The 20,413-nt window shown below is 68.3% G+C and carries 17 protein-coding genes; 10 read left to right on the top strand and 7 right to left on the bottom strand.

The features are described 5' to 3' along the window. Positions 1–146 precede the first annotated feature (146 nt). Positions 147–2,936 (top strand): bifunctional [glutamate--ammonia ligase]-adenylyl-L-tyrosine phosphorylase/[glutamate--ammonia-ligase] adenylyltransferase, encoded by a 2,790-nt coding sequence (gene glnE, locus J8I35_RS13845; protein ID WP_209925784.1) that lies wholly within the window; start codon positions 147–149, stop codon positions 2,934–2,936. A gap of 166 nt (positions 2,937–3,102) precedes the next feature. After that, positions 3,103–5,346: a carbohydrate-binding protein gene (locus J8I35_RS13850; RefSeq protein ID WP_245170238.1), complete on the top strand. Its 2,244-nt coding sequence runs from the start codon at positions 3,103–3,105 to the stop codon at positions 5,344–5,346. 157 nt (positions 5,347–5,503) lie between these two features. Here the strand turns inward: J8I35_RS13850 and recN are convergent, their stop codons facing one another. Then, positions 5,504–7,153, bottom strand: coding sequence for a DNA repair protein RecN (recN, locus tag J8I35_RS13855; RefSeq protein ID WP_124651577.1), 1,650 nt, complete (start codon positions 7,151–7,153; stop codon positions 5,504–5,506). A 19-nt stretch (positions 7,154–7,172) separates the two neighbouring features. Further along, complete coding sequence (locus J8I35_RS13860) at positions 7,173–8,075, bottom strand: NAD kinase (RefSeq protein ID WP_050011770.1); 903 nt, start codon at positions 8,073–8,075, stop codon at positions 7,173–7,175. A gap of 131 nt (positions 8,076–8,206) precedes the next feature. On the opposite strand from J8I35_RS13860, the gene hrcA reads away from it, so the two are divergent. The 3 genes from hrcA to J8I35_RS13875 all read left to right on the top strand — a co-directional run bounded on the left by hrcA (position 8,207) and on the right by J8I35_RS13875 (position 10,993). Continuing rightward, a complete protein-coding gene (hrcA, locus tag J8I35_RS13865; RefSeq protein WP_011544637.1) occupies positions 8,207–9,229 on the top strand; it encodes a heat-inducible transcriptional repressor HrcA in 1,023 nt (340 codons plus the stop codon). Positions 9,230–9,370: 141 nt separating this feature from the next. Further along, on the top strand, positions 9,371–10,435 hold the full coding sequence (gene hemH / locus J8I35_RS13870; protein ID WP_209925786.1) for a ferrochelatase: 1,065 nt from the start codon (positions 9,371–9,373) through the stop codon (positions 10,433–10,435). A gap of 150 nt (positions 10,436–10,585) precedes the next feature. Beyond that, the gene (locus J8I35_RS13875) at positions 10,586–10,993 is read left to right on the top strand and encodes an RNA-binding S4 domain-containing protein (RefSeq protein WP_043189537.1); all 408 of its coding nucleotides are present in this window, start codon (positions 10,586–10,588) and stop codon (positions 10,991–10,993) included. Here the strand turns inward: J8I35_RS13875 and J8I35_RS13880 are convergent. Next, on the bottom strand, positions 10,965–11,126 hold the full coding sequence (locus J8I35_RS13880; protein ID WP_162838112.1) for a hypothetical protein: 162 nt from the start codon (positions 11,124–11,126) through the stop codon (positions 10,965–10,967). The two genes, J8I35_RS13875 and J8I35_RS13880, sit on opposite strands and share 29 nt — an antisense overlap. 353 nt (positions 11,127–11,479) lie before the next feature. Here J8I35_RS13880 and grpE point away from each other — a divergent pair, with 353 nt between their 5' ends. The 5 genes from grpE to J8I35_RS13905 all read left to right on the top strand — a co-directional run bounded on the left by grpE (position 11,480) and on the right by J8I35_RS13905 (position 17,863). Continuing rightward, positions 11,480–12,025: a nucleotide exchange factor GrpE gene (grpE, locus tag J8I35_RS13885; RefSeq protein WP_050011768.1), complete on the top strand. Its 546-nt coding sequence runs from the start codon at positions 11,480–11,482 to the stop codon at positions 12,023–12,025. 10 nt (positions 12,026–12,035) lie between these two features. Beyond that, complete coding sequence (locus J8I35_RS13890; RefSeq protein ID WP_209925787.1) at positions 12,036–12,443, top strand: thioredoxin family protein; 408 nt, start codon at positions 12,036–12,038, stop codon at positions 12,441–12,443. A 147-nt stretch (positions 12,444–12,590) separates the two neighbouring features. Further along, positions 12,591–14,543: a molecular chaperone DnaK gene (gene dnaK / locus J8I35_RS13895; RefSeq protein WP_089488182.1), complete on the top strand. Its 1,953-nt coding sequence runs from the start codon at positions 12,591–12,593 to the stop codon at positions 14,541–14,543. A 253-nt stretch (positions 14,544–14,796) separates the two neighbouring features. Further along, positions 14,797–15,933, top strand: coding sequence for a molecular chaperone DnaJ (dnaJ, locus tag J8I35_RS13900; protein ID WP_050011765.1), 1,137 nt, complete (start codon positions 14,797–14,799; stop codon positions 15,931–15,933). 4 nt (positions 15,934–15,937) lie between these two features. Next, a complete protein-coding gene (locus tag J8I35_RS13905) occupies positions 15,938–17,863 on the top strand; it encodes a bifunctional anthranilate synthase component I family protein/class IV aminotransferase (protein WP_209925788.1) in 1,926 nt (641 codons plus the stop codon). Positions 17,864–17,870: 7 nt separating this feature from the next. On the opposite strand, the gene J8I35_RS34590 is transcribed toward J8I35_RS13905, so the two are convergent. The 4 genes from J8I35_RS34590 to folK form a co-directional block, all read right to left on the bottom strand. Then, entirely contained in the window at positions 17,871–18,209 is a 339-nt protein-coding gene (locus tag J8I35_RS34590) for a hypothetical protein (protein ID WP_124637991.1), read from the bottom strand. A gap of 92 nt (positions 18,210–18,301) precedes the next feature. Then, positions 18,302–19,117: a 3-methyl-2-oxobutanoate hydroxymethyltransferase gene (gene panB, locus J8I35_RS13915; RefSeq protein ID WP_089488184.1), complete on the bottom strand. Its 816-nt coding sequence runs from the start codon at positions 19,115–19,117 to the stop codon at positions 18,302–18,304. Between the two features lie 43 nt (positions 19,118–19,160). Continuing rightward, positions 19,161–19,847 (bottom strand): deoxynucleoside kinase, encoded by a 687-nt coding sequence (locus J8I35_RS13920; protein ID WP_050011762.1) that lies wholly within the window; start codon positions 19,845–19,847, stop codon positions 19,161–19,163. Continuing rightward, a complete protein-coding gene (folK, locus tag J8I35_RS13925) occupies positions 19,844–20,386 on the bottom strand; it encodes a 2-amino-4-hydroxy-6-hydroxymethyldihydropteridine diphosphokinase (protein WP_034187173.1) in 543 nt (180 codons plus the stop codon). The genes J8I35_RS13920 and folK overlap by 4 nt, the downstream gene beginning before the upstream one ends. Positions 20,387–20,413 lie beyond the last annotated feature (27 nt).

Consider the following 20,413-nt stretch of genomic DNA (forward strand, 5'->3'; position numbering starts at 1 on the left):
AGCATGGCACGGGCTTTCCGGCGCGCGGTGTCGCGACGGGCGCACGCGCGTCCGGCGACGCCGCGCCGAGTCCATGGGGCCGGCGGCAGCGGGGCGCGCATGCGCCGGCCCGCTGCCGCCGGCCTTTTCGCCAGGCCCGCTTCTCGATGACCGACGCTTCCGCCCTGATCAGCACGTCCTATTCCCGCTACCTTGCCCGCGCGGCGGCCGCGCGGCCCGCGCTGGCCGAGCAGATCGCCGCGTGGGCGGCCGCGCCGCTCGGCCGCGCGCAGCTCGACGCGCGCCTCACCGCGCTGCTCGCGACGCCCGCCGGCACCGCCGCGCCGGGCGACGAGCAACTGAAGCGCGCGCTGCGGCAGTTGCGCGCCGAGGCGTTCGGCGCGGTCGCGGAGCGCGACCTGCGCGGGCTGGCGGACGTCGCCGAGGTCACGGGCGCGATGACCGATCTCGCCGAAGTGGCCGTGCAGCGCTCGCTCGTGCTGCTGTCGGCCGAACTCGAGGCGCAGTACGGCGAGCCGCGCGGCGCCGACGGCCAGCGCGTCGTGCTCGGCGTGGTCGGGATGGGCAAGCTCGGCGGCCGCGAGCTGAACGTGTCGTCGGACATCGACCTGATCTTCGTGTACGAGGACGACGGCGAGACCACCGGCGGCACGCGTTCGCCGCTGTCCACCCAGGAGTACTTCACGCGGCTCGGCCGGCGCCTGATCGGCGTGCTGTCCGAGGTCACGGCCGACGGCTACGTGTTTCGCGTCGACATGCGGCTGCGTCCGAACGGCGATTCGGGGCCGCTCGTCTGCAGCGTCGGCATGCTCGAGGAATATTTCTACGTGCAGGGGCGCGAGTGGGAGCGCTATGCGTGGATCAAGGGGCGGCTCGTGTCGGAAGGCGACAGCGACGCGGCGCAGCGGCTCGCGGCGCAGCTCGAATCGATCGTCAAGCCGTTCGTCTACCGTCGCTATCTCGATTTCGGCGTGATCGGCGCGATCCGTTCGCTGCATCAGCAGATCCGGCACGAAGCCGCGCGCCGCGCGTCGATGCGGCCCGACAAGGCCGACGACATCAAGCTCGGGCGCGGCGGGATCCGCGAGATCGAGTTCAGCGCGCAGGTGTTCCAGTTGATCCGCGGCGGCCAGGATGCGGGTTTCCGCGTGCGGCCGACGCTCGCGGTGCTGCGGCATGCGCAGGCGCGCGGGCTGATCGGCGACGACGTGCGCGCGCGCCTGGCCGATGCTTATAACTTCCTGCGCACGCTCGAACATCGGCTGCAGTACCGCAACGACGCGCAGACGCACGCGATGCCGGTCGAGCCCGACGAGCGCGCGGCGCTGGCCGCGTCGCTCGGTTTCGCCGACTACGCGGCGCTGATGACGGTGCTGGACGGCCACCGCACGTTCGTCGAAGCCCAGTTCGACCAGATTTTTGCCGACAAGGCGAATGGCGGGCCCTGCGCGGCCGGCGACGACACGGCGGCTGCGTGGATCTGGAGCGGCGCGCTGGCCGACGACGGCGAGGACGACGCGCTGGTCGCGCGCCTCGACGGCCTGGGCTTCGCCGATCCGGCCGCGGTGCTCGCGCGGCTGCGCGCGATCTGGCAATCGTCGCGCTACACCGGGTTGCCGGAAAAGAGCCGGCAGCGCTTCGACAGCGTCGCGCAGCGGGCGCTCGACGCCGCGCCGAAGATCGACGCCGCGCGCCGCGACGACACGATCGTGCGCCTGTTCGACCTGCTCGAGACGGTCAGCCGGCGCGGCGTCTATCTCGCGCTGCTGACCGAATATCCGGCCGCGCTCGACCGCGTGCTGTCGGTGCTCGGCGCGACGCGCTGGGGCGGCGGCTACCTGATCCGCCACCCGCAGCTGCTCGACGAACTGCTCGACGACGAGGCGATCGCGAGCCCGTTCGACTGGCCCGCGTTCAAGGATGCGCTGCGCGCGCGGCTCGCGGCCGCCGACGGCCCCGAGCAGCAGATGGACCTGCTGCGCCACGCGCAGCACGCGGAGGTGTTCCGGATCCTGCTGATCGACCTGGCCGGGCAACTGTCGGTCGAGCACGTGAGCGACCGGCTGTCCGAACTGGCCGACGCGGTGCTCGACGTGACGATCGAAGTCGTGTGGTCGCAACTCGCGAAGCGCCATCGCGACGTGCCGAAGTTCGCGGTGATCGCATACGGCAAGCTGGGCGGCAAGGAGCTCGGCTATGCGTCGGATCTCGACCTGATCTTCCTGTACGACGACCCGGACGAGCGTTCGGCGGACGTCTACACCACGTTTACACGGCGCCTGATCACGTGGCTCACGACCGCGACCGGCGCGGGCGCGCTGTTCGACATCGACCTGCGGCTGCGGCCGAACGGCGAGGCCGGGCTGCTCGTCACCGATCTCGATGCGTTCCGCCGCTATCAGCTGCGCGAGGGCGATGCGGCGAACACCGCGTGGGTGTGGGAGCACCAGGCGCTGACGCGCGCCCGCTACAGCGCGGGCGACGCGCAGATCGGCGCGGATTTCGAGGCGATCCGCCAGCAGGTGCTGACGACGCCGCGCGACGGGGCCGTACTCGCGAAGGAGATCGTCGACATGCGCGGCAAGGTATTTGCCGGCCATTCGAACCACACCGACCTGTTTGACCTGAAGCACGACCGCGGCGGGATGGTCGACATCGAGTTCATCGTCCAGTACTGGGTGCTGCTGCATGCGTCGAGCGACGCCGAGCTGATCCGCAATACCGGCAATATCGCGCTGCTGCGCGAGGTCGCGCGCTTCGGGCTGATGGGCGAGGACGAGGCCGAGCGCGTCGGCGCGGCGTACCGCACGTACCGGAAGCTGCAGCACAAGCTGCGGCTCGACGGGATGGAGAAGGCGCGCGTCGATCCGGCCGTGGTGGCCGACGAGCGGGCGGCCGTGACGGCGCTGTGGGCGCGCGTGTTCGGCGGCGCGTGAAGGTCGTACAGACGGGCGGCCGGCACGGCGCCGGCTGCCGTGCGGGGCGGCCGGTCCGGCCGTGTTGAGAATCGTTTGAGATTGTTTGAGCGGCAGCGCCCGGATCGAAAGAATGCGGGCTTTCCGTTCAACCGGCGCCGCGCGCCCTCAACGAGCCCGTACCATCTTGAAACCGTTTCGCCTTGCCTTCGCCACGACGGCGCTGTCCGCGGCTGCCGCCGGACTGTTCTCCGCTTCCGCCCATGCCGCCGAGCCGGCTTCCACGACCCTCACGAACCTGTCGCGCGGCGACGGCCAGTGCCTCGCATGGCGGCCGGCCGACAACGCGGCAGTGTTCGCCGCGTGCGACGGCGGCGCCGCGCAGGACTGGACCTTCGAGCCGCGCGACGGTTTCCAGCGCATCGTCAACACCGGCGCCAGCGCCGCGCGCGGCACGAAGATGTGCCTGCACGCGGCCGCCGGCGATACCGGCATGGGGCGCGTGGCGGTTGGCGTCTGCAGCGAGGGCGACCAGACGATGCGCGACTGGCGGCCGGACCGCGGCCTGGACGGGCAAGTGGTGTTCGGCAACCGGTACCGGGTCAATACCGGCCGGACGGCCGAGGTGCTGGCCCCGCGCGACGGCGGCGCCGGCGTCGCGACGCAGAACCTGCGCGGCCAGCCGTCGTCGATCTGGAAGTCGGCCGTGTCGATCGCGCCGTCGCAGCGTCCGCTGCTCGGCGACAAGTCCGTGCTGCTGATGGTGACGCACTTCAACGACTCGAAGCCGGCCGACAGCGAGGTCGTGCGCAAGGCGGTGTTCGGCGACGGCGGCGACTATGCGTCGCTGCGGCGCTATCTCGAGGTCGCGTCGCGCGGCAAGCTGACGCTGCACGGGCAAACGCTCGAGAGCGTCAATCTCGGCGAGCGGCCGGCCACGTGCGACTCGGGCGCGATCCGCACGGCCGCGCGCAATGCAGCGCTCGCGCGCGGCGTGAATCCGGACAAGTTCAACTACCTGTTCGTCGACCTGCCGAAAATGAGCAATTGCGGCTGGGGCGGTCTGGCGGCGACGCCGGGCAACTGGATCCTGTCGAACGCGAGCGGCCACGGCTACTGGATGTGGTCGCACGAATTCGGGCACAACCTCGGCGCCAAGCATCCGGGCTCGCTCGTCGATTGCCCGACGCCGGGCGGCACGGTCGAGGTCGGCGGCGCATGCCGCGCCGGCAAGGTCGACGACCCGGCCGACACGATGGGCGGCGGCGGCCGGCGCCTGTATCCGGCGAGCTATCAATTGTTCGCCGGCTGGCTCGGCGAAGCCGACGTGCCGGAGATCCACGCGGACGGCACCTACCGGCTCGCCCCGCTGTGGGGCGATGCGCCGGGTGCGAAGGCGTACCGCATCGCGCGCGCCGACGGTTCGACGCTGTGGCTCGAGTTTCGTCAGCCGCAGCGCGGCTTCGACGACTGGAAGTCGGACGATCCGTTCGTCAACGGCGTGATCGTGCGGACCGTCGCGCATGGCGGCAACGTCGTGACGAACACGCTGGTCGATGCGATGCCCGGCAGCCCGTCGGGGATGAAGGACGCGCCGCTGATGCCGGGCCACGCGTTGCACGACACGCTGTCGGGCAAGATCATCACCGTCAAATCGGTCGGGCCCGACGGCGCCGTGGTCGACGTGACGAACGACGGCCTGCTGTTGCCGCGGGCCGTGGTGACCGGCCCGCAGCACGCGGCCGCGGGCGCGGCGGTCGTGCTGTCGGGCGCCGCGTCGGCCGGCGAGTCGTTGCGCCATGCGTGGACGGTGCCGGCCGGCATCGACGCACGGCCGGACGGCGCGGAACTGCGCTTCGTCGCGCCGACGCTCGAACAGGACCGCGAGTTCGCGTTCGAGCTGACCGTGAGCAATAAAGACGGCTATACGGCGCGGGCCACCCACGTCGTCAAGGTGAAGGCGCAGGAGATCGTCGCGCCGCCGCGCGCGGCGATCAGCGGGCCGGCGTCGGTCGACGGCGGCGCGACCGTCACGCTGTCCGGCGCGTCGTCGACGGGCAAGGGGCTGACGTATGCGTGGACGGGGCCGGCTGGGGTGTCGATCGTCCAGAACGGCGCGAGCGCGACGTTTACCGCGCCGAAGGCGGCCGACGAGCGTCGCTACGCGTTCAGGCTGGTGGTGACCGATGTACAGGGCCGCCACGCGAACGCGGCGCACGACGTGACCGTGCGCGCGTCGGCGGGCGAGGGCGCAGCCGCGTGGGATCCGAAGAAGACTTACGCGACGCCGTGCCACGAGGTCAGCCATGCGGGCAAGACCTGGCTCAACGGCTGGTGGGTGCTCGGCGACGTGCCGGGGACGGGCGGCGAGTGGGCGGCATGGCGCGAGAAGGGTGTCGCGAACATGCATGCGATGTGCAAGAGCAAGTAGGCGCGGCTGCGGCCGCGGTGCGGGCAGCCGTGACGGTGGACGCCGCGGGGTTTGCTGTCATACGCTGCCATGCGCCGCCTCCCGCGGCAACGGGCAGCAGCGCGGCGTCGCGCGGACGCCGCGCGACGCTTCGGCGGGCCGCACGCTTGCGAGCCGGTCAGGCCGCCAGCATTTCCTTCGCGTGCTTGCGCGTCGTGGCCGTGATTTCGAGCCCGCCGAGCATCCGCGCGACTTCCTCGACGCGGCTCGCCTTGTCGAGCGCGACGACCGACGACACCGTGCCGCCGCGCTCGTCGGCGCCTTTCGCCACCTGGAAATGATGGTCGCCGCGCGCGGCGACCTGCGGCAGGTGCGTCACGCACAACACCTGGCGCTCGCGCCCGAGCTGGTGCAGCAGGCGCCCGACCACTTCGGCGACGCCGCCGCCGATCCCCGTATCGACTTCGTCGAAGATCAGCGTCGGCGTCGGGCTCGCCGCGCTGGCGATGACCGCGAGCGCGAGGCTGATCCGCGCGAGCTCGCCGCCCGACGCGACTTTCGCGAGCGGCCGCAGCGGCACGCCCGGGTGCCCGGCCACGCGGAATTCGACCTGTTCGAGCCCGTGCGGGCCGCCGTCGGCGAGCGGCACGAGCGCGACTTCGAAGCTGCCGCCCGCCATCGACAGTTCCTGCATGCCGGCCGTGACGGCCGTGCCGAGCGCCTTGGCGGCCTGCGCGCGCGCCTTCGACAGGCGTTTGGCGTCGGCGAGATAGGCTTCCCGCGCCTTCGCCTGCGCGGCTTCGAGCGCGCCGAGATCGGCGGCCGCGTCGAGCGCGGCGAGTTGTGCGCGGCGGGCCGCATGCTCCTCATGAAGCGTGTCGGGCGGCAGCCGGAACTTGCGGGCGGTCGAGTGCAGCGCGTCGAGCCGGGTTTCGACCTGCGCGAGCCGCTCCGGGTCGAGATCGACGCGCTGCGCATAGTGCGACAGCGAATAGACGGCTTCCTGCAACTGGATCTCGGCCGGCTCCAGCGACGCGAGCGCATCGCCGAGCGCGGTGTCGTAGTCGGCCAGGCTGCGCAGCTTCGACACGATCGCGCCGAGCTGCGCGAGCATCGCGTCGTCGGATTCGGACAGCGCGTTGAGCGCGCCGCGCACGCCTTCGATCAGGTTCGCCGAATGCGACAGGCGCTTGTGTTCGTTGCTGACTTCGTCCCATTCGCCGGCTTGCGGCGCGAGCTTGTCCAGTTCGGCCAGCTGCCACGCGAGCTTTTCGCGTTCGAGCTGCAGTTCGCGCTCGTGCGCCTTCGCGGCGTCGATCGCCTGCGTCGCGTCGCGCCACACGCGCCACGCGCGCGCGACGTTCGCGGCATCGGCGACGAGCCCCGCGTGCGTGTCGAACAGCTCGCGCTGCGCGTCGGGCCGCATCAGCAGCTGGTGCGCGTGCTGGCCGTGGATGTCGACGAGCATCTCGCCGAGTTCGCGCAGTTGCGCGAGCGTCGCGCTGGTGCCGTTGATGAAGGCACGCGAACGGCCGTTCGCGTCGATCACGCGGCGCAGCATCACGGTGTCCTCGGCGTCGAACGCGTGTTCGTCGAGCCAGCGTGCGACGCGGTCGTGCGGCGTGAATTCGGCCGTGATGTCGGCGCGGCCGCAGCCGGTGCGCACGACGCTCGCGTCGGCGCGTTCGCCGAGCGCGAGGGCCAGCGCGTCGATCAGGATCGATTTGCCGGCGCCGGTTTCGCCGGAAAAGACGGAAAAGCCGCTGTCGAATTCGAGATCGAGCGCGGCGACGATGACGAAGTCGCGGATCGAGAGGTGGCGGAGCATGGTGTCGGGGGCAGCGGCGTCAGGACGCCTTGTCGTCTTCGTTCGATGCGTGTTCGTTCCAGTGCAGCTTCTTGCGCAGCGTCGTGAAGTAGCTATAGCCGATCGGGTGCAGGAACGGCACCGTGTGCTTCGAGCGGCGCACCTCGATCGTGTCGTTCAGCTCGAGCGACGTGAACGACTGCATGTCGAAGTTCACGTTGACGTCGCGGCCGCCGACGATCTGGATCGCGATCTTCGAATCGTCGGGCAGCACGATCGGCCGGTTCGACAGCGCGTGCGGCGCGATCGGCACGAGCACGATGCCCGCCAGCTGCGGATGGAGGATCGGGCCGGCCGACGACAGCGCATACGCGGTCGAGCCGGTGGGCGTCGCGACGATCAGGCCGTCCGAACGCTGGTTGTACATATAGCGGCCGTCGACCGACGCGCGCAGCTCGACCATCCCGGAGAAGCCGCTGCGGTTCACGACGACGTCGTTGAACGCGAGCGCGTGGTAGATCGGTTCGCCGTCGCGCATGATCCGCGCCTCGAGCAGCGAGCGCTCCTCGCGCTCGAACTTGCCGGCCAGCAGCACGGGGACGAGCGCGTGCATGTCGGATGCCGCGATGTCGGTGATGAAGCCGAGCCGGCCGTGGTTGATCCCGATCAGCGGGGTCCGGTATGGCGCGAGCTGGCGGCCGATGCCGAGCATCGTGCCGTCGCCGCCGAGCACGATCGCCACGTCCGCTCGCGCCCCAATTTCGGCCGGGGTGAGCGCCGGGTAGCCGGCGATGCCGATTTCGCGCGCGGTATCGCCTTCGAAGACGACCTCGAAGCCGAGCCTGGCGATGCTGTCCGCCAGCGTGGCGAGCGGTTCGGCGATGCCGGGCGTGTTGCTCCGGCCGACGAGCGCGACAGTACTGAACTGATTACCGGTTTTCATGCCGGCATTACACCATAGCTCGTGGACGAAAAGAACCGGCTGTACGCCGACGGGGCCGGATCGGGCCGGCCCGCGCAACGGTAGTTGACGCCACTCGCCGCGGTGGCGCGGTTGCGCTAAAATTTTCCACCATGCTAGATCCTCGCGCACGAACCCTCCTGAAAACCCTGATCGAACGGTATATCGCCGACGGTCAGCCGGTCGGCTCGCGCACGTTGTCCCGTTACTCCGGGCTCGAGCTGAGCCCGGCGACGATCCGCAACGTGATGTCCGACCTGGAGGAGCTCGGCCTCGTGTCGAGCCCGCACACGTCGGCCGGCCGCGTGCCGACGCCGCGCGGCTACCGGCTGTTCGTCGATACGATGCTGACGGTCGAGGCGCCGATCGACGCCGAGGCCGTCGCGCGCCAGGTGCAGAACACGCTGCAGGCGGGCGAACCGCAGCAGCGGGTGGTCGCCGCCGCCGCGAGCGTGCTGTCGAACCTGTCGCAGTTCGCGGGCGTCGTGCTGACGCCGCGCCGCAGCCACGTGTTCAAGCAGATCGAGTTCATGCGCCTGTCCGACAAGCGCATCCTGCTGATCATCGTCACGCCCGAGGGCGACGTGCAGAACCGCATGCTCGCGACGCCGCGCGACTATTCGCCGTCGCAGCTGACCGAGGCGTCCAACTACATCAACGCGCATTTCGCCGGCCTGTCGTTCGACGAGGTGCGCCGCCGCCTGCGCGACGAGATCGACCAGCTGCGCGGCGACATGACGACGCTGATGCACGCGGCCGTGACGGCCAGCACCGAGGTGCCCGACACCGAGGACACCGTGCTGATTTCCGGCGAGCGCAACCTGCTCGAAGTGGCGGATCTTTCGTCCGACATGGCGCGGCTGCGCAAGTTGTTCGACGTATTCGACCAAAAGACGGGCCTCCTGCAGTTGCTCGACGTGTCGAGCCACGCCCAGGGCGTGCAGATCTTCATCGGCGGCGAATCGACGCTCGTGCCGATCGAGGAAATGAGCGTCGTCACCGCGCCGTACGAGGTGAACGGGCAGATCGTCGGCACGCTCGGCGTGATCGGCCCGACCCGGATGGCGTACAACCGCGTGATTCCGATCGTCGACATCACCGCGCGGCTGCTGTCGCTCACGCTGAGCCAGCAGTAGCTGCGGCAGCCGACGCCGTCCCGCCATCGTGCCGAGGCGCCGTGCGCGCCGCCAGTCGGCCGAACGGCCAGCCGACCCGAGCGGGACGGCCCGCTATAATTGAGGGCCGTCCGGTCCCGTGCCCCGAGCACGTTCTTGCCCATGCGTTTCGATCTTGAGCCGCCTTCGAGCGTCGCGGCCGCCCATCGCGTCGGTGTGCTGCTGATCAATCTCGGCACGCCCGACGCGCCCACGCCGCGCGCGGTGCGGCGCTACCTGGCCGAATTCCTGTCGGATCCGCGGGTCGTCGAAATCCCGCAGGCCGTCTGGCAGGTGCTGCTGCGCACGGTGATCCTGCCGCTGCGCGGCCGTGCGTCCGCGAAGAAATACGCGGCCGTCTGGATGCCCGAGGGTTCGCCGCTGCGCGTGTACACCGAGCGCCAGACCGACAGCGTGCGGCACCTGCTCGTGTCGAACGGCTATCACGTGATGGTCGACTACGCGATGCGCTACGGCAGCCCGAACCTTGCGCACGCGCTCGCGCAGTTCAAGCGCGCGGGCGTCGAGCGCGTGCTGCTGATGCCGATGTATCCGCAATACTCGGCGTCGACCACGGCCACCGCGTTCGATGCCGCGTTCGCCGCGCTCGCGCGCATGCGCAATCAGCCGGAAGTGCGCACGGTGCGGCACTACGCCGACCATCCGGCCTATATCCATGCGCTGGCCGAGCAGGTTCGGCAGTACTGGACGCAACACGGCCGGCCCGATTTCGCGGCCGGCGACAAACTCGTGCTGAGTTTCCACGGCGTGCCGAAGCGCACGCTCGATCTCGGCGACCCGTATCACGAGCAGTGCCAGCAGACGGGCGCGTTGCTGATGGTCGCGCTCGGGCTGTCGGGCACCGAATGCCGCATCACGTTCCAGTCGCGCTTCGGCAAGGCCGAATGGCTGCAGCCGTACACCGCGCCGACGCTGCGCGAGTTCGGCGAGGCCGGCGTGCGGCGGGCCGATGTGTTCTGTCCCGGCTTCACGGCCGATTGCCTGGAGACGATCGAGGAAATCGGCATGGAAGTGCGCGACGAATTCCTCGCCGGCGGCGGCAAGACCTTCCACCGGATTCCGTGCCTGAACGGCGCGTCGGCGTGGATCGGCGCGCTCGGCGAAATCGTCGCGGAGAATCTGCAGGGCTGGCCGGTCAAGGCCGCGCAGCCCGAAACGGTAGGCTGAGATGGAACGATCCCCACGCTCGCTGCTCCCCGACACGGTGGTCGACCGCCCACGGCCGGCTTTGCAAAGCCGGCCGGCTACGCAGGCGCAGACCGATGCCCGGCGAATTCCCTGCTACGCCCTCCTTGGGGCGACCCGGCGGAGGCCGACATGAACTACAAGATTTCCACGGAGCCGGGCGCGAAGCTGCGCATCGACAAATGGCTGTGGGCGGCCCGGTTCTTCAAGACGCGCTCGCTCGCGACCGATGCGGTCGACAAGGGACACGTGAAGATCGGCGGCGCGGCGGTGAAGCCGGCGAAGGACGTGCGGGTGGGCGACGAGGTCGAGATTGCGATCGACGGCATCGTCTGGCACATTGCCGTGCTGGGCGTGTGCGACGTGCGCGGGCCCGCGAGCGTCGCGCAGACGCTCTACGCGGAGACGGAAGCGGGGCGGGCCGCGCGGCTCGCCGAACTGGAGCGGCGCCGCACGTATCGCGAGCCGGCGGCCGAACTGCACGGCCGGCCGACGAAACGCGACCGGCGCATCATCGACAGATTCTCTGGTGGGAGCTGAACATCTGGTCGAACGTCGCCCGCGCGCTTCCGTATTCGGTCGTGCGATCGGTGACGGCTCCCGACAGGCAGATGGTGGTGGTGCCGGCGATGAGTACCAGCGCGACCACCGATATCGCAAAGGTCAGTTTCACGGTACTCCCCTCGAGAACAAGGGTGAAAACGGCGCCAGGTGGATGTCACGCGACGGTCAGCTAGGGGTAAACACGCTTTCCGACGCTTGAATGGAGTGTAGTGCAGCCGGCCTGTGCGGAGCTAGTACTTGCCGGGTAAGCGTTGTTACAGGCCGTTTCGCCCGCTCCGGCGGACTATGCGACGCCTGCACCCGGAAAACGCCCGGTTGTTTCGCGGCATTGGCGAATGCTGGCGAATGACCCTCTTGAAACCGTAGTTTTCGCCCTTATTTGCACCAGTAATGTGCGGTGCCGCCGGGTATACGTCCGGCGGTCGCCGATTTGGCTTCAACCTCTAATCGACTTTCAGCGACATGGAAAACACGCAAGAGAATCCGGCTACCCAATCGGCCGAAGACATCGGCAGCGAGAAGCAGGCGGCGCAAGGCGCCGCACCCGCCGCCGAAGCTGCCGACGCGGCGCTCGCGGAGGCTCAAGCCAAGGTCGCCGAGCTTCAGGAAAGCTTCCTGCGGGCGAAGGCCGAGACCGAGAACGTGCGCCGCCGCGCGCAGGACGACGTGTCGAAGGCGCACAAGTTCGCGATCGAAAGCTTCGCGGAACACCTGCTGCCCGTGCTGGACAGCCTGGAAGCGGCCGTCGGCGACACCTCCGGCGACATCGCGAAGGTGCGCGAAGGCGTCGAGCTGACGCTGCGCCAGCTGACGAGCGCGCTCGAGAAGGGCCGCGTCGTCGCGATCAACCCGGTCGGCGAGAAGTTCGATCCGCATCAGCACCAGGCCATTTCGATGGTGCCGGCCGAGCAGGAGCCGAACACCGTCGTCACGGTGCTGCAAAAGGGCTACATGATCGCCGACCGCGTGCTGCGCCCGGCGCTCGTCACCGTCGCGCAGCCGAAGTAAGGCAGCGGAGATGGTGCCCGCCGGCGTCGATCCGGCCGCGTTCGACGCGTTCGACATGCAGGCGCTCGACGCCGGCACGTTCGACGCGGCCATCGACGGCGCGAGCGATGCGCTGGCCGTGGTGTTCTTCTGGGGCGTCGACTGCTTCAACTGCGAGATCGCGAAGAAGGCGATGCTCGCGCAGCCCGACGCGATCCGCGCGCTGGACCTGAAGTGGTTCCATTGCAACGTGTACGAACATCATCAGCTGGGGCGCCGCTTCGGATTGCACGGCGTGCCGACGTGGTTCTTCTTCCATCGCGGCAAGCGGCTGGGCCGCGCGACGGGCTGGCATGGCCTCGCCCAGTTCCAGGCGGCCGTCGCGGCGGCACGCGCGAAGATCGTGTCGGGCGGCGATCCGCTAGCCGGCGGCGATTGAAAAAATTTAATATCCGCATCGCTCGTCGGGTCTTGAAAACGGATCGGACGGACGCATTTCGGGAACAGAGTTGAATTCTGGCGTGCGAAACCGCCCAAAACGCGGGGTTTCGTGCAGCAAACAAGCATTTCTGGAGATTAGGAAAAAATGGGAAAGATCATCGGTATTGACCTCGGCACCACGAACTCGTGCGTCGCGATCATGGAAGGCAACCAGGTCAAGGTCATCGAGAACTCGGAAGGCACGCGCACCACGCCGTCGATCATCGCGTACATGGACGACAACGAAGTGCTGGTCGGCGCGCCGGCCAAGCGTCAGTCGGTGACCAACCCGAAGAACACGCTGTTCGCGGTGAAGCGCCTGATCGGCCGCCGCTTCGAAGAGAAGGAAGTCCAGAAGGACATCGGCCTGATGCCGTACTCGATCATCAAGGCCGACAACGGCGATGCATGGGTCGAAGCGCACGGCGAAAAGCTCGCGCCGCCGCAGGTGTCGGCCGAAGTGCTGCGCAAGATGAAGAAGACGGCCGAAGACTACCTCGGCGAGCCGGTCACGGAAGCCGTGATCACGGTGCCGGCGTACTTCAACGACAGCCAGCGCCAGGCGACCAAGGACGCCGGCCGCATCGCGGGCCTCGAAGTCAAGCGGATCATCAACGAGCCGACGGCGGCCGCACTCGCGTTCGGTCTCGACAAGGTCGAGAAGGGCGACCGCAAGATCGCCGTGTATGACCTCGGCGGCGGCACGTTCGACGTGTCGATCATCGAGATCGCGGACGTCGACGGCGAAATGCAGTTCGAAGTGCTGTCGACCAACGGCGACACGTTCCTCGGCGGCGAAGACTTCGACCAGCGCATCATCGATTACATCATCGGCGAGTTCAAGAAGGAGCAGGGCGTCGACCTGTCGAAGGACGTGCTCGCGCTGCAGCGCCTGAAGGAAGCCGCCGAAAAGGCGAAGATCGAGCTGTCGTCGGGACAGCAGACCGAAATCAACCTGCCGTACATCACGGCGGACGCGTCGGGCCCGAAGCACTTGAACCTGAAGATCACCCGCGCGAAGCTGGAAGCGCTGGTGGAAGACCTCGTCGAGCGCACGATCGAACCGTGCCGCATCGCGATCAAGGACGCAGGCGTCAAGGTGTCGGACATCGACGACGTGATCCTGGTCGGCGGCCAGACGCGCATGCCGAAGGTCATGGAAAAGGTGAAGGAGTTCTTCGGCAAGGATCCGCGCCGTGACGTGAACCCGGACGAAGCCGTCGCGGTCGGCGCGGCGATCCAGGGCCAGGTGCTGTCGGGCGACCGCAAGGACGTGCTGCTGCTCGACGTGACCCCGCTGTCGCTCGGTATCGAGACGCTCGGCGGCGTGATGACGAAGATGATCAACAAGAACACCACGATCCCGACGAAGCACGCGCAAGTGTATTCGACGGCGGACGACAACCAGGGCGCCGTGACGATCAAGGTGTTCCAGGGCGAACGCGAAATGGCGGCGGGCAACAAGCTGCTCGGCGAGTTCAACCTCGAAGGCATCCCGCCGGCACCGCGCGGCGTGCCGCAGATCGAAGTGACCTTCGACATCGACGCGAACGGCATCCTGCACGTCGGCGCGAAGGACAAGGCGACCGGCAAGGAAAACAAGATCACGATCAAGGCGAACTCGGGTCTGTCCGAGGCTGAAATCGACCAGATGATCAAGGACGCGGAAGCGAACGCAGCGGAAGACCACAAGCTGCGCGAGCTGGCCGATTCGCGCAACCAGGGCGACGCGCTGGTCCACAGCACGAAGAAGGCGCTGACCGAGTACGGCGACAAGCTGGACGCGGGCGAGAAGGAAGCGATCGAAGCGGCGCTGAAGTCGCTCGAGGACGCGCTGAAGGACACGTCGGCCGACAAGGCGGCGCTCGACGCGAAGGTCGAGGAGCTCGGCAAGGTCTCGCAGAAGCTCGGCGAGAAGATGTACGCCGACATGCAGGCCCAGCAGGCGGGTGCGGCCGGCGCGGCCGGTGCGACGGAAGGCGCGGCTCATGCGGGTGGTGCGCAACAGGCTGCCGACGACGTCGTCGACGCCGAGTTCAAGGAAGTGAAGAAGGACTAAGCCGGGTTGCCATGGCACCGCACGCCGCGCGCGACACGCGCGCGGCGCGGCTGAACAGCGGTCTGTCTTTCCTTCCGGATGGCCGGATCGACTCCACGCCTGGCGGGCTTCGCGGCCCTCCGGGCACATTTGTTTTTTGGCGGGTGCTGCGCGAGCCGTCCGCGGACGGTGCAGCGCCAGACGAGTCGAGAGACTTTACTGCGGGCGAAAGGAGCCGCCGCGTGCGCGATGCGTGGCGGCACAGTGAATCGATATGGCGAAACGGGATTACTACGAGGTTCTGGGCGTCGCGAAGAATGCGAGCGACGACGAAATCAAGAAGGCATATCGCAAGCTTGCGATGAAGTACCACCCTGACCGCAATCCGGACAGCAAGGATGCGGAAGAGCATTTCAAGGAGGCGAAGGAAGCCTATGAAATGCTGTCGGATGGTCAGAAGCGGGCCGCGTACGACCAGTACGGCCACGCGGGCGTCGATCCGAACATGGGCGGTGCGGGCGCACAGGGCTTCGGCGGCTTCGCGGATGCATTCGGCGACATCTTCGGCGACATCTTCGGTCAGGCCGCGGGCGGCGCCGCCCGGGGCGGCCGCGGCGGCCCGCAGGTGTATCGCGGCGCCGACCTGCGCTACAGCATGGAAATCACGCTCGAGCAGGCCGCGCACGGCTACGACACGCAGATTCGCGTGCCGAGTTGGGTGTCGTGCGAAGTCTGCCACGGGTCGGGCGCGAAGCCCGGCACGAAGCCGGAAACCTGCCCGACCTGTCACGGCCAAGGCACGGTGCGCATGTCGCAGGGCTTCTTCAGCATCCAGCAGACCTGCCCGAAGTGCCATGGCACGGGTACCTACATCCCCGAGCCGTGCGCGCATTGCCACGGGTCGGGCAAGGTGAAGGAAACCAAGACGCTCGAAGTGAAGATCCCGGCCGGGATCGACGACGGGATGCGGATCCGCTCGGCCGGCAACGGCGAGCCGGGCATCAACGGCGGGCCGCCGGGCGACCTGTACGTCGAGATCCACATCAAGCCGCACTCGGTGTTCGAGCGCGACGGCGACGATCTCCACTGCCAGATGCCGATCCCGTTCACGACCGCCGCACTCGGCGGCGAGATCGAGGTGCCGACGCTGGCCGGCCGTGCGTCGTTCCCGGTGCCGGAAGGCACGCAGTCGGGCAAGACGTTCCGCCTGCGCGGCAAGGGCATCAAGGGGCTGCGCTCGAGCATCGCGGGCGATCTGTACGTGCACGTGCAGGTCGAGACGCCCGTGAAGCTGACCGACACCCAGCGCGACCTGCTCAAGCAGTTCGAGAAGTCGCTGGCCGAGGGCGGCGCGCGTCACAGCCCGCAGAGCAAGAGCTGGTTCGACCGTGTGAAGAGCTTCTTCGAGTAATGGCATGACTGAAGGCAACGAGAGCGCGTCGTTCGCGCTCTTGGACGATTGCGACTCGACCGCGTCCGCGCGGTCGAGTCGTTTGTATTCGGGCTTCGTGCACGAACGCGTGTGCACGGACCCGGCGCAGCTCGACGCGATCGATGCGGCGGTTGCGCAGGATCTGCGCGACGGGCTGCATGCGGTCGTCGTCGGCGATTACGAATTCGGACGCAACCTGCAACGAGCGCAGCCGGGCCACGCCCCGCTGCGCTTTTTGCTGTATGCGTACTGTGAGCGGCTGTCGCGCGACGACGTCGACGCATGGCTCGCGCAGCAGGACGGCGGCGGCCCGCCGTCGATCGCGGGCGTCGCGCACGTCGCGAAGAGCGTGTCGCGCGACGCATTCGACGCGGCGATCGCCGCGGTGCACGACGCGCTGCGTGCGGGCGATTCGTATCAGGTCAATTACACGTACCGGCTGAATTTCGACGTGTTCGGCACGCCGCTCGCGCTGTACCGGCGGTTGCGCGCGCGCCAGCCGGTGCGGTACGGCGCGCTGATCGCGCTGCCCGACGGCGCATGGGTCGTATCGTGCTCGCCGGAGCTGTTCGTCGAGAAGCACGGCGATGTACTGCGTGCGCGGCCGATGAAGGGCACCGCACCGCGTTCGGCCGATCCGCGCGAAGATGCGGCCGCCGCCGCGTTCCTCGCGAACGATCCGAAGAACCGCGCGGAAAACGTGATGATCGTCGACCTGCTGCGCAACGACGTGTCGCGGATCGCGCGCACGGGCAGCGTCAAGGTGCCGGCGCTGTTCTCGGTCGAGCCGTATGCGTCGGTGTGGCAGATGACGTCGACGGTCGAGGCCGGCTGGCGCGACGGCACGACGTTCGCGCAGATGCTGCGCGCGCTGTTCCCTTGCGGATCGATCACGGGCGCGCCGAAGTACAAGACGATGCAGTTGATCGACGCGATCGAGTCGACGCCGCGCGGGCTCTATACCGGCGCGATCGGCTGGCTCGATGCGCCGAAGGAAGACGCGGGCGATGCAACGCCCGACGGCGCGGCCGGTTGCGGCGATTTCTGCCTGTCGGTCGCGATTCGGACGCTGACGCTGGATGCGGACGGCGCTAGCAATGACACGGACGGCACGGGTACCGCCACCGCGGCAGCCGGCCGGCGACGCGGCACGATGGGCGTCGGCGCGGGCATCGTGCTCGACAGCGTCGCGGCCGACGAATATGCGGAGTGCCAATTGAAAGCGCGATTCCTGACGGACGCCGACCCCGGCTTCCAGTTGTTCGAAACGACGGCCGCCACGCGAACGGACGGCATCCGCCATCTCGATCGCCATCTCGCGCGGCTGCAACGCAGCGCGGACGCATTCGGCTTCCGTTTCGACGCTGACGCGCTACGCCGGGAGATCGACGCACGCTGCGCGGCGCTCGACGGCGACGGCGCGTACCGGATGAAGCTCGCGCTGGCGAAGGACGGCACGATCGAGATCATCGCGGCGCCGCTCAAGCCGCTGCCGGCGGGGCCGGTCGGCGTGCTGCTGGCAGCCGAGCATGGCTTCGCGCCGACGCGCACCGACGACGCGCTGCTGCTGCACAAGACCACGCGCCGCGCCGAATACGACCGCGCGTGGCAGGCGGCGGAGGCGCTCGGTGGGTTCGACATGCTGTTCGTCAACGAGCGTGGCGAGGTGACGGAAGGCGGGCGCTCGAACGTGTTCGTGAAACTAAATGGTGTGTGGGTGACGCCACCGTTGTCGTGCGGCGTGCTGCCGGGCGTGATGCGCGGTGTGCTACTCGACGATCCGGCAGTAGGCGCCAAAGAGCGTGTGCTGACGCTCGACGATGTGCTGAACGCCGACGAGCTGATGATCTGCAATGCGTTGCGCGGGTCGATGGCAGCGCGGCTGATTCACGGCTGCGCACCGGCCTGAACGCGAATTACTTCTGCGGCGTACATTGCCAGCTTTGCACGACGGCGTGATCGGCTCGGGTAGCGGTCGTTCTCGAAAGTTGCAATGACGGTTCCGACGCGGATACTCCGGTCGCCGCCTGCTTTTTTTTCGGTCGCCAGATGGCGGTAGGGCCGACGGAAGTATAGATCGTGACCAGCGCGACGCACTCACCATCGCCTGCCAGCTTTGGCCCGACGAGTTCAGCCGCCTTTTCATACACATGAGCCATCTTTTGCCGCTCCTTCGATTGACGAAGGTTCGATGGTCGCCGCGACGAAGGCGTGTAGAAATAGGACGAGTTATAAAATACGCGTTGTCCGGTCATGCAGTACGAGAAACGGCGTACTGCATTGCCGGTCAGCTCAGCGAGTGTGCTGCAGCGAACGCCGGCAGTGCGCCATGGCGCTGCCGGCCCACTCAGAACGAGTGTTCCGGGCCCGGAAACGACCGATCCTTCACCGCGCTCACATAGGCTTCGACGGCCGCCTGAATGGTCGGCTGCCCGTGCATGAAATCCTTCACGAAGCGCGGCCGCTTGCCGGGAAACACGCCGAGCATGTCGTGCAGCACGAGCACCTGCCCCGAGCAGTCGGCGCCGGCGCCGATGCCGATCGTCGGGATCTTCAGCATGTGCGTGACTTCGGCCGCGACGAGCGTCGGTACCGCTTCGAGCACGACGAGCTGCGCACCGGCATCCTCGATCGCGCGCGCGTCGCGCAGCAATTGCGCGGCGCCGGCTTCGGTCTTGCCCTGCACCTTGAAGCCGCCGAACGCATGCACCGACTGCGGCGTGAGGCCGAGGTGCGCGCACACGGGCACCGAGCGTTCGACGAGGAAGCGGATCGTATCGGCGAGCCATTCGCCGCCTTCGAGCTTGACCATCTGCGCGCCCGCGCGCATCAGCTTGACCGCGTTCGCGAACGCGTCGGCCGGCGTCCCGTACGTGCCGAACGGCAGATCGGCGACGACGAGCGCGCGCGGCTGCGCCCGGGCGACACAGGCGGTGTGGTACGCGATGTCGTCGATCGACACGGGCAGCGTGGTCGAGTGGCCCTGCAGCACGTTGCCGAGCGAATCGCCGATCAGCAGCACGTCGGTGCCGGCGCGATCGAGCAGCGCGGAAAAGCTCGCGTCGTAGCACGTGAGCATCGCGATCTTCTCGCCGGCGTCGCGCATTGCCTGCAGCTTGGGGACCGTCACGGCAGGCCGGCTCGATTCCTGGAGATAGGTCATGGGAAATCCGGGTCGGTGGTGAGAAACGACAGGCGAGGACGCGTCAGCGCGTCGTCTCGCCCTTGACGAAGAATTCCTTGCGGCCGCGCATCGTCTCGATGCGCTCGACCAGCAGGGCGAGATCTTCGGGGGAATCCAGCGGGTTCAGGTGTTCGGCTGCGACCGTCAGCACCGGCGTGCGGTCGTAGTGGTAGAAGAATTCGTTGTACGCGTCGACGAGCGAGCGCAGGTACGCGTCGCTGATCTGCAGCTCCATCGGCGTCCCGCGCTTCTGGATGCGCGAGAACAGCACTTCGGGGCTGGCCTGCAGATAGACGACGAGATCGGGCGACGGCGCCTGCGGCACGTCGACGTGCGTGGCGACCGAGCGATACAGCTGCCACTCGTCTTCCGGCAGGTTCAGCCGCGCGAAGATGTCGTTCTTCTGCGGCATGAAATCGGCGATGACGGGGCGGCCCGTGTCGAGCGCACCGATCAGCTCGCGCGCCTGCTGCGCGCGCTGCAGCGCGAACGACAGCTGGACGGGCAACGCGTAGCGCGCGGTGTCGCGATAGAAGCGTTCGAGGAACGGGTTGTCCTGCGGGCGCTCGAGCAGCGTCTGCATCGACCAGCGCTCGCCGAGCAGCCGCGCGAGCGTCGTCTTGCCGACGCCGATCGGGCCTTCGATCACGAGATAGCGGTGCGGGGCGCGCAGGTCGGGCGCGGTGACGGTCAGCGGAGTCGAGTTCATCGGCAGCGGGTCTTGTCGGCGTCTTCGCCGGCAGCGAGCGCCTTTTGCATCGGGCACTGGCAGGTTTGCACCTTTTCGACGCGCTGATCCGCGACGGCGGCGAGAAAGGCGTCGGCACGGCCGCGCGCGGGGATGTCGAGCGCCGGCTCGATCTCGACGAGCGGCACGAGCGCGAACGCGCGGTCGGTGAGGCGCGGGTGCGGGACGATCAGGTCGGGTTCGTCGATCGAATCGGCGCCGAACAGCAGGATGTCGAGGTCGAGCGTGCGCGGCGCATTGCGATACGGGCGCTCGCGGCCGAAGTGATGTTCGATCTTCTGGCAGAGCGCGAGCAGCTCGCGGGCCGACAGCGTCGTGTCGAGCTTGACGACGCAGTTGTAGTAGTCGTCGCCGCCCGCTTCGAACGGCGCCGTGCGATACAGGCTCGATTTGCCGAGGATCGAGATGGTGCGCTGCTGCGCGAGGCACACCACCGCGTCCTTCAGGGTCTGGCGCGCATCGCCGAGATTCGCCCCCAGTCCGATATATGCAACCGTCATGGCATCACTTCCTACGTCGTTCGCCGG

Origin of the sequence: Burkholderia sp. CpTa8-5 (assembly GCF_017815045.1) — a bacterium.
In the GTDB taxonomy this organism is placed as follows: Bacteria; Pseudomonadota; Gammaproteobacteria; order Burkholderiales; family Burkholderiaceae; genus Burkholderia; species Burkholderia sola.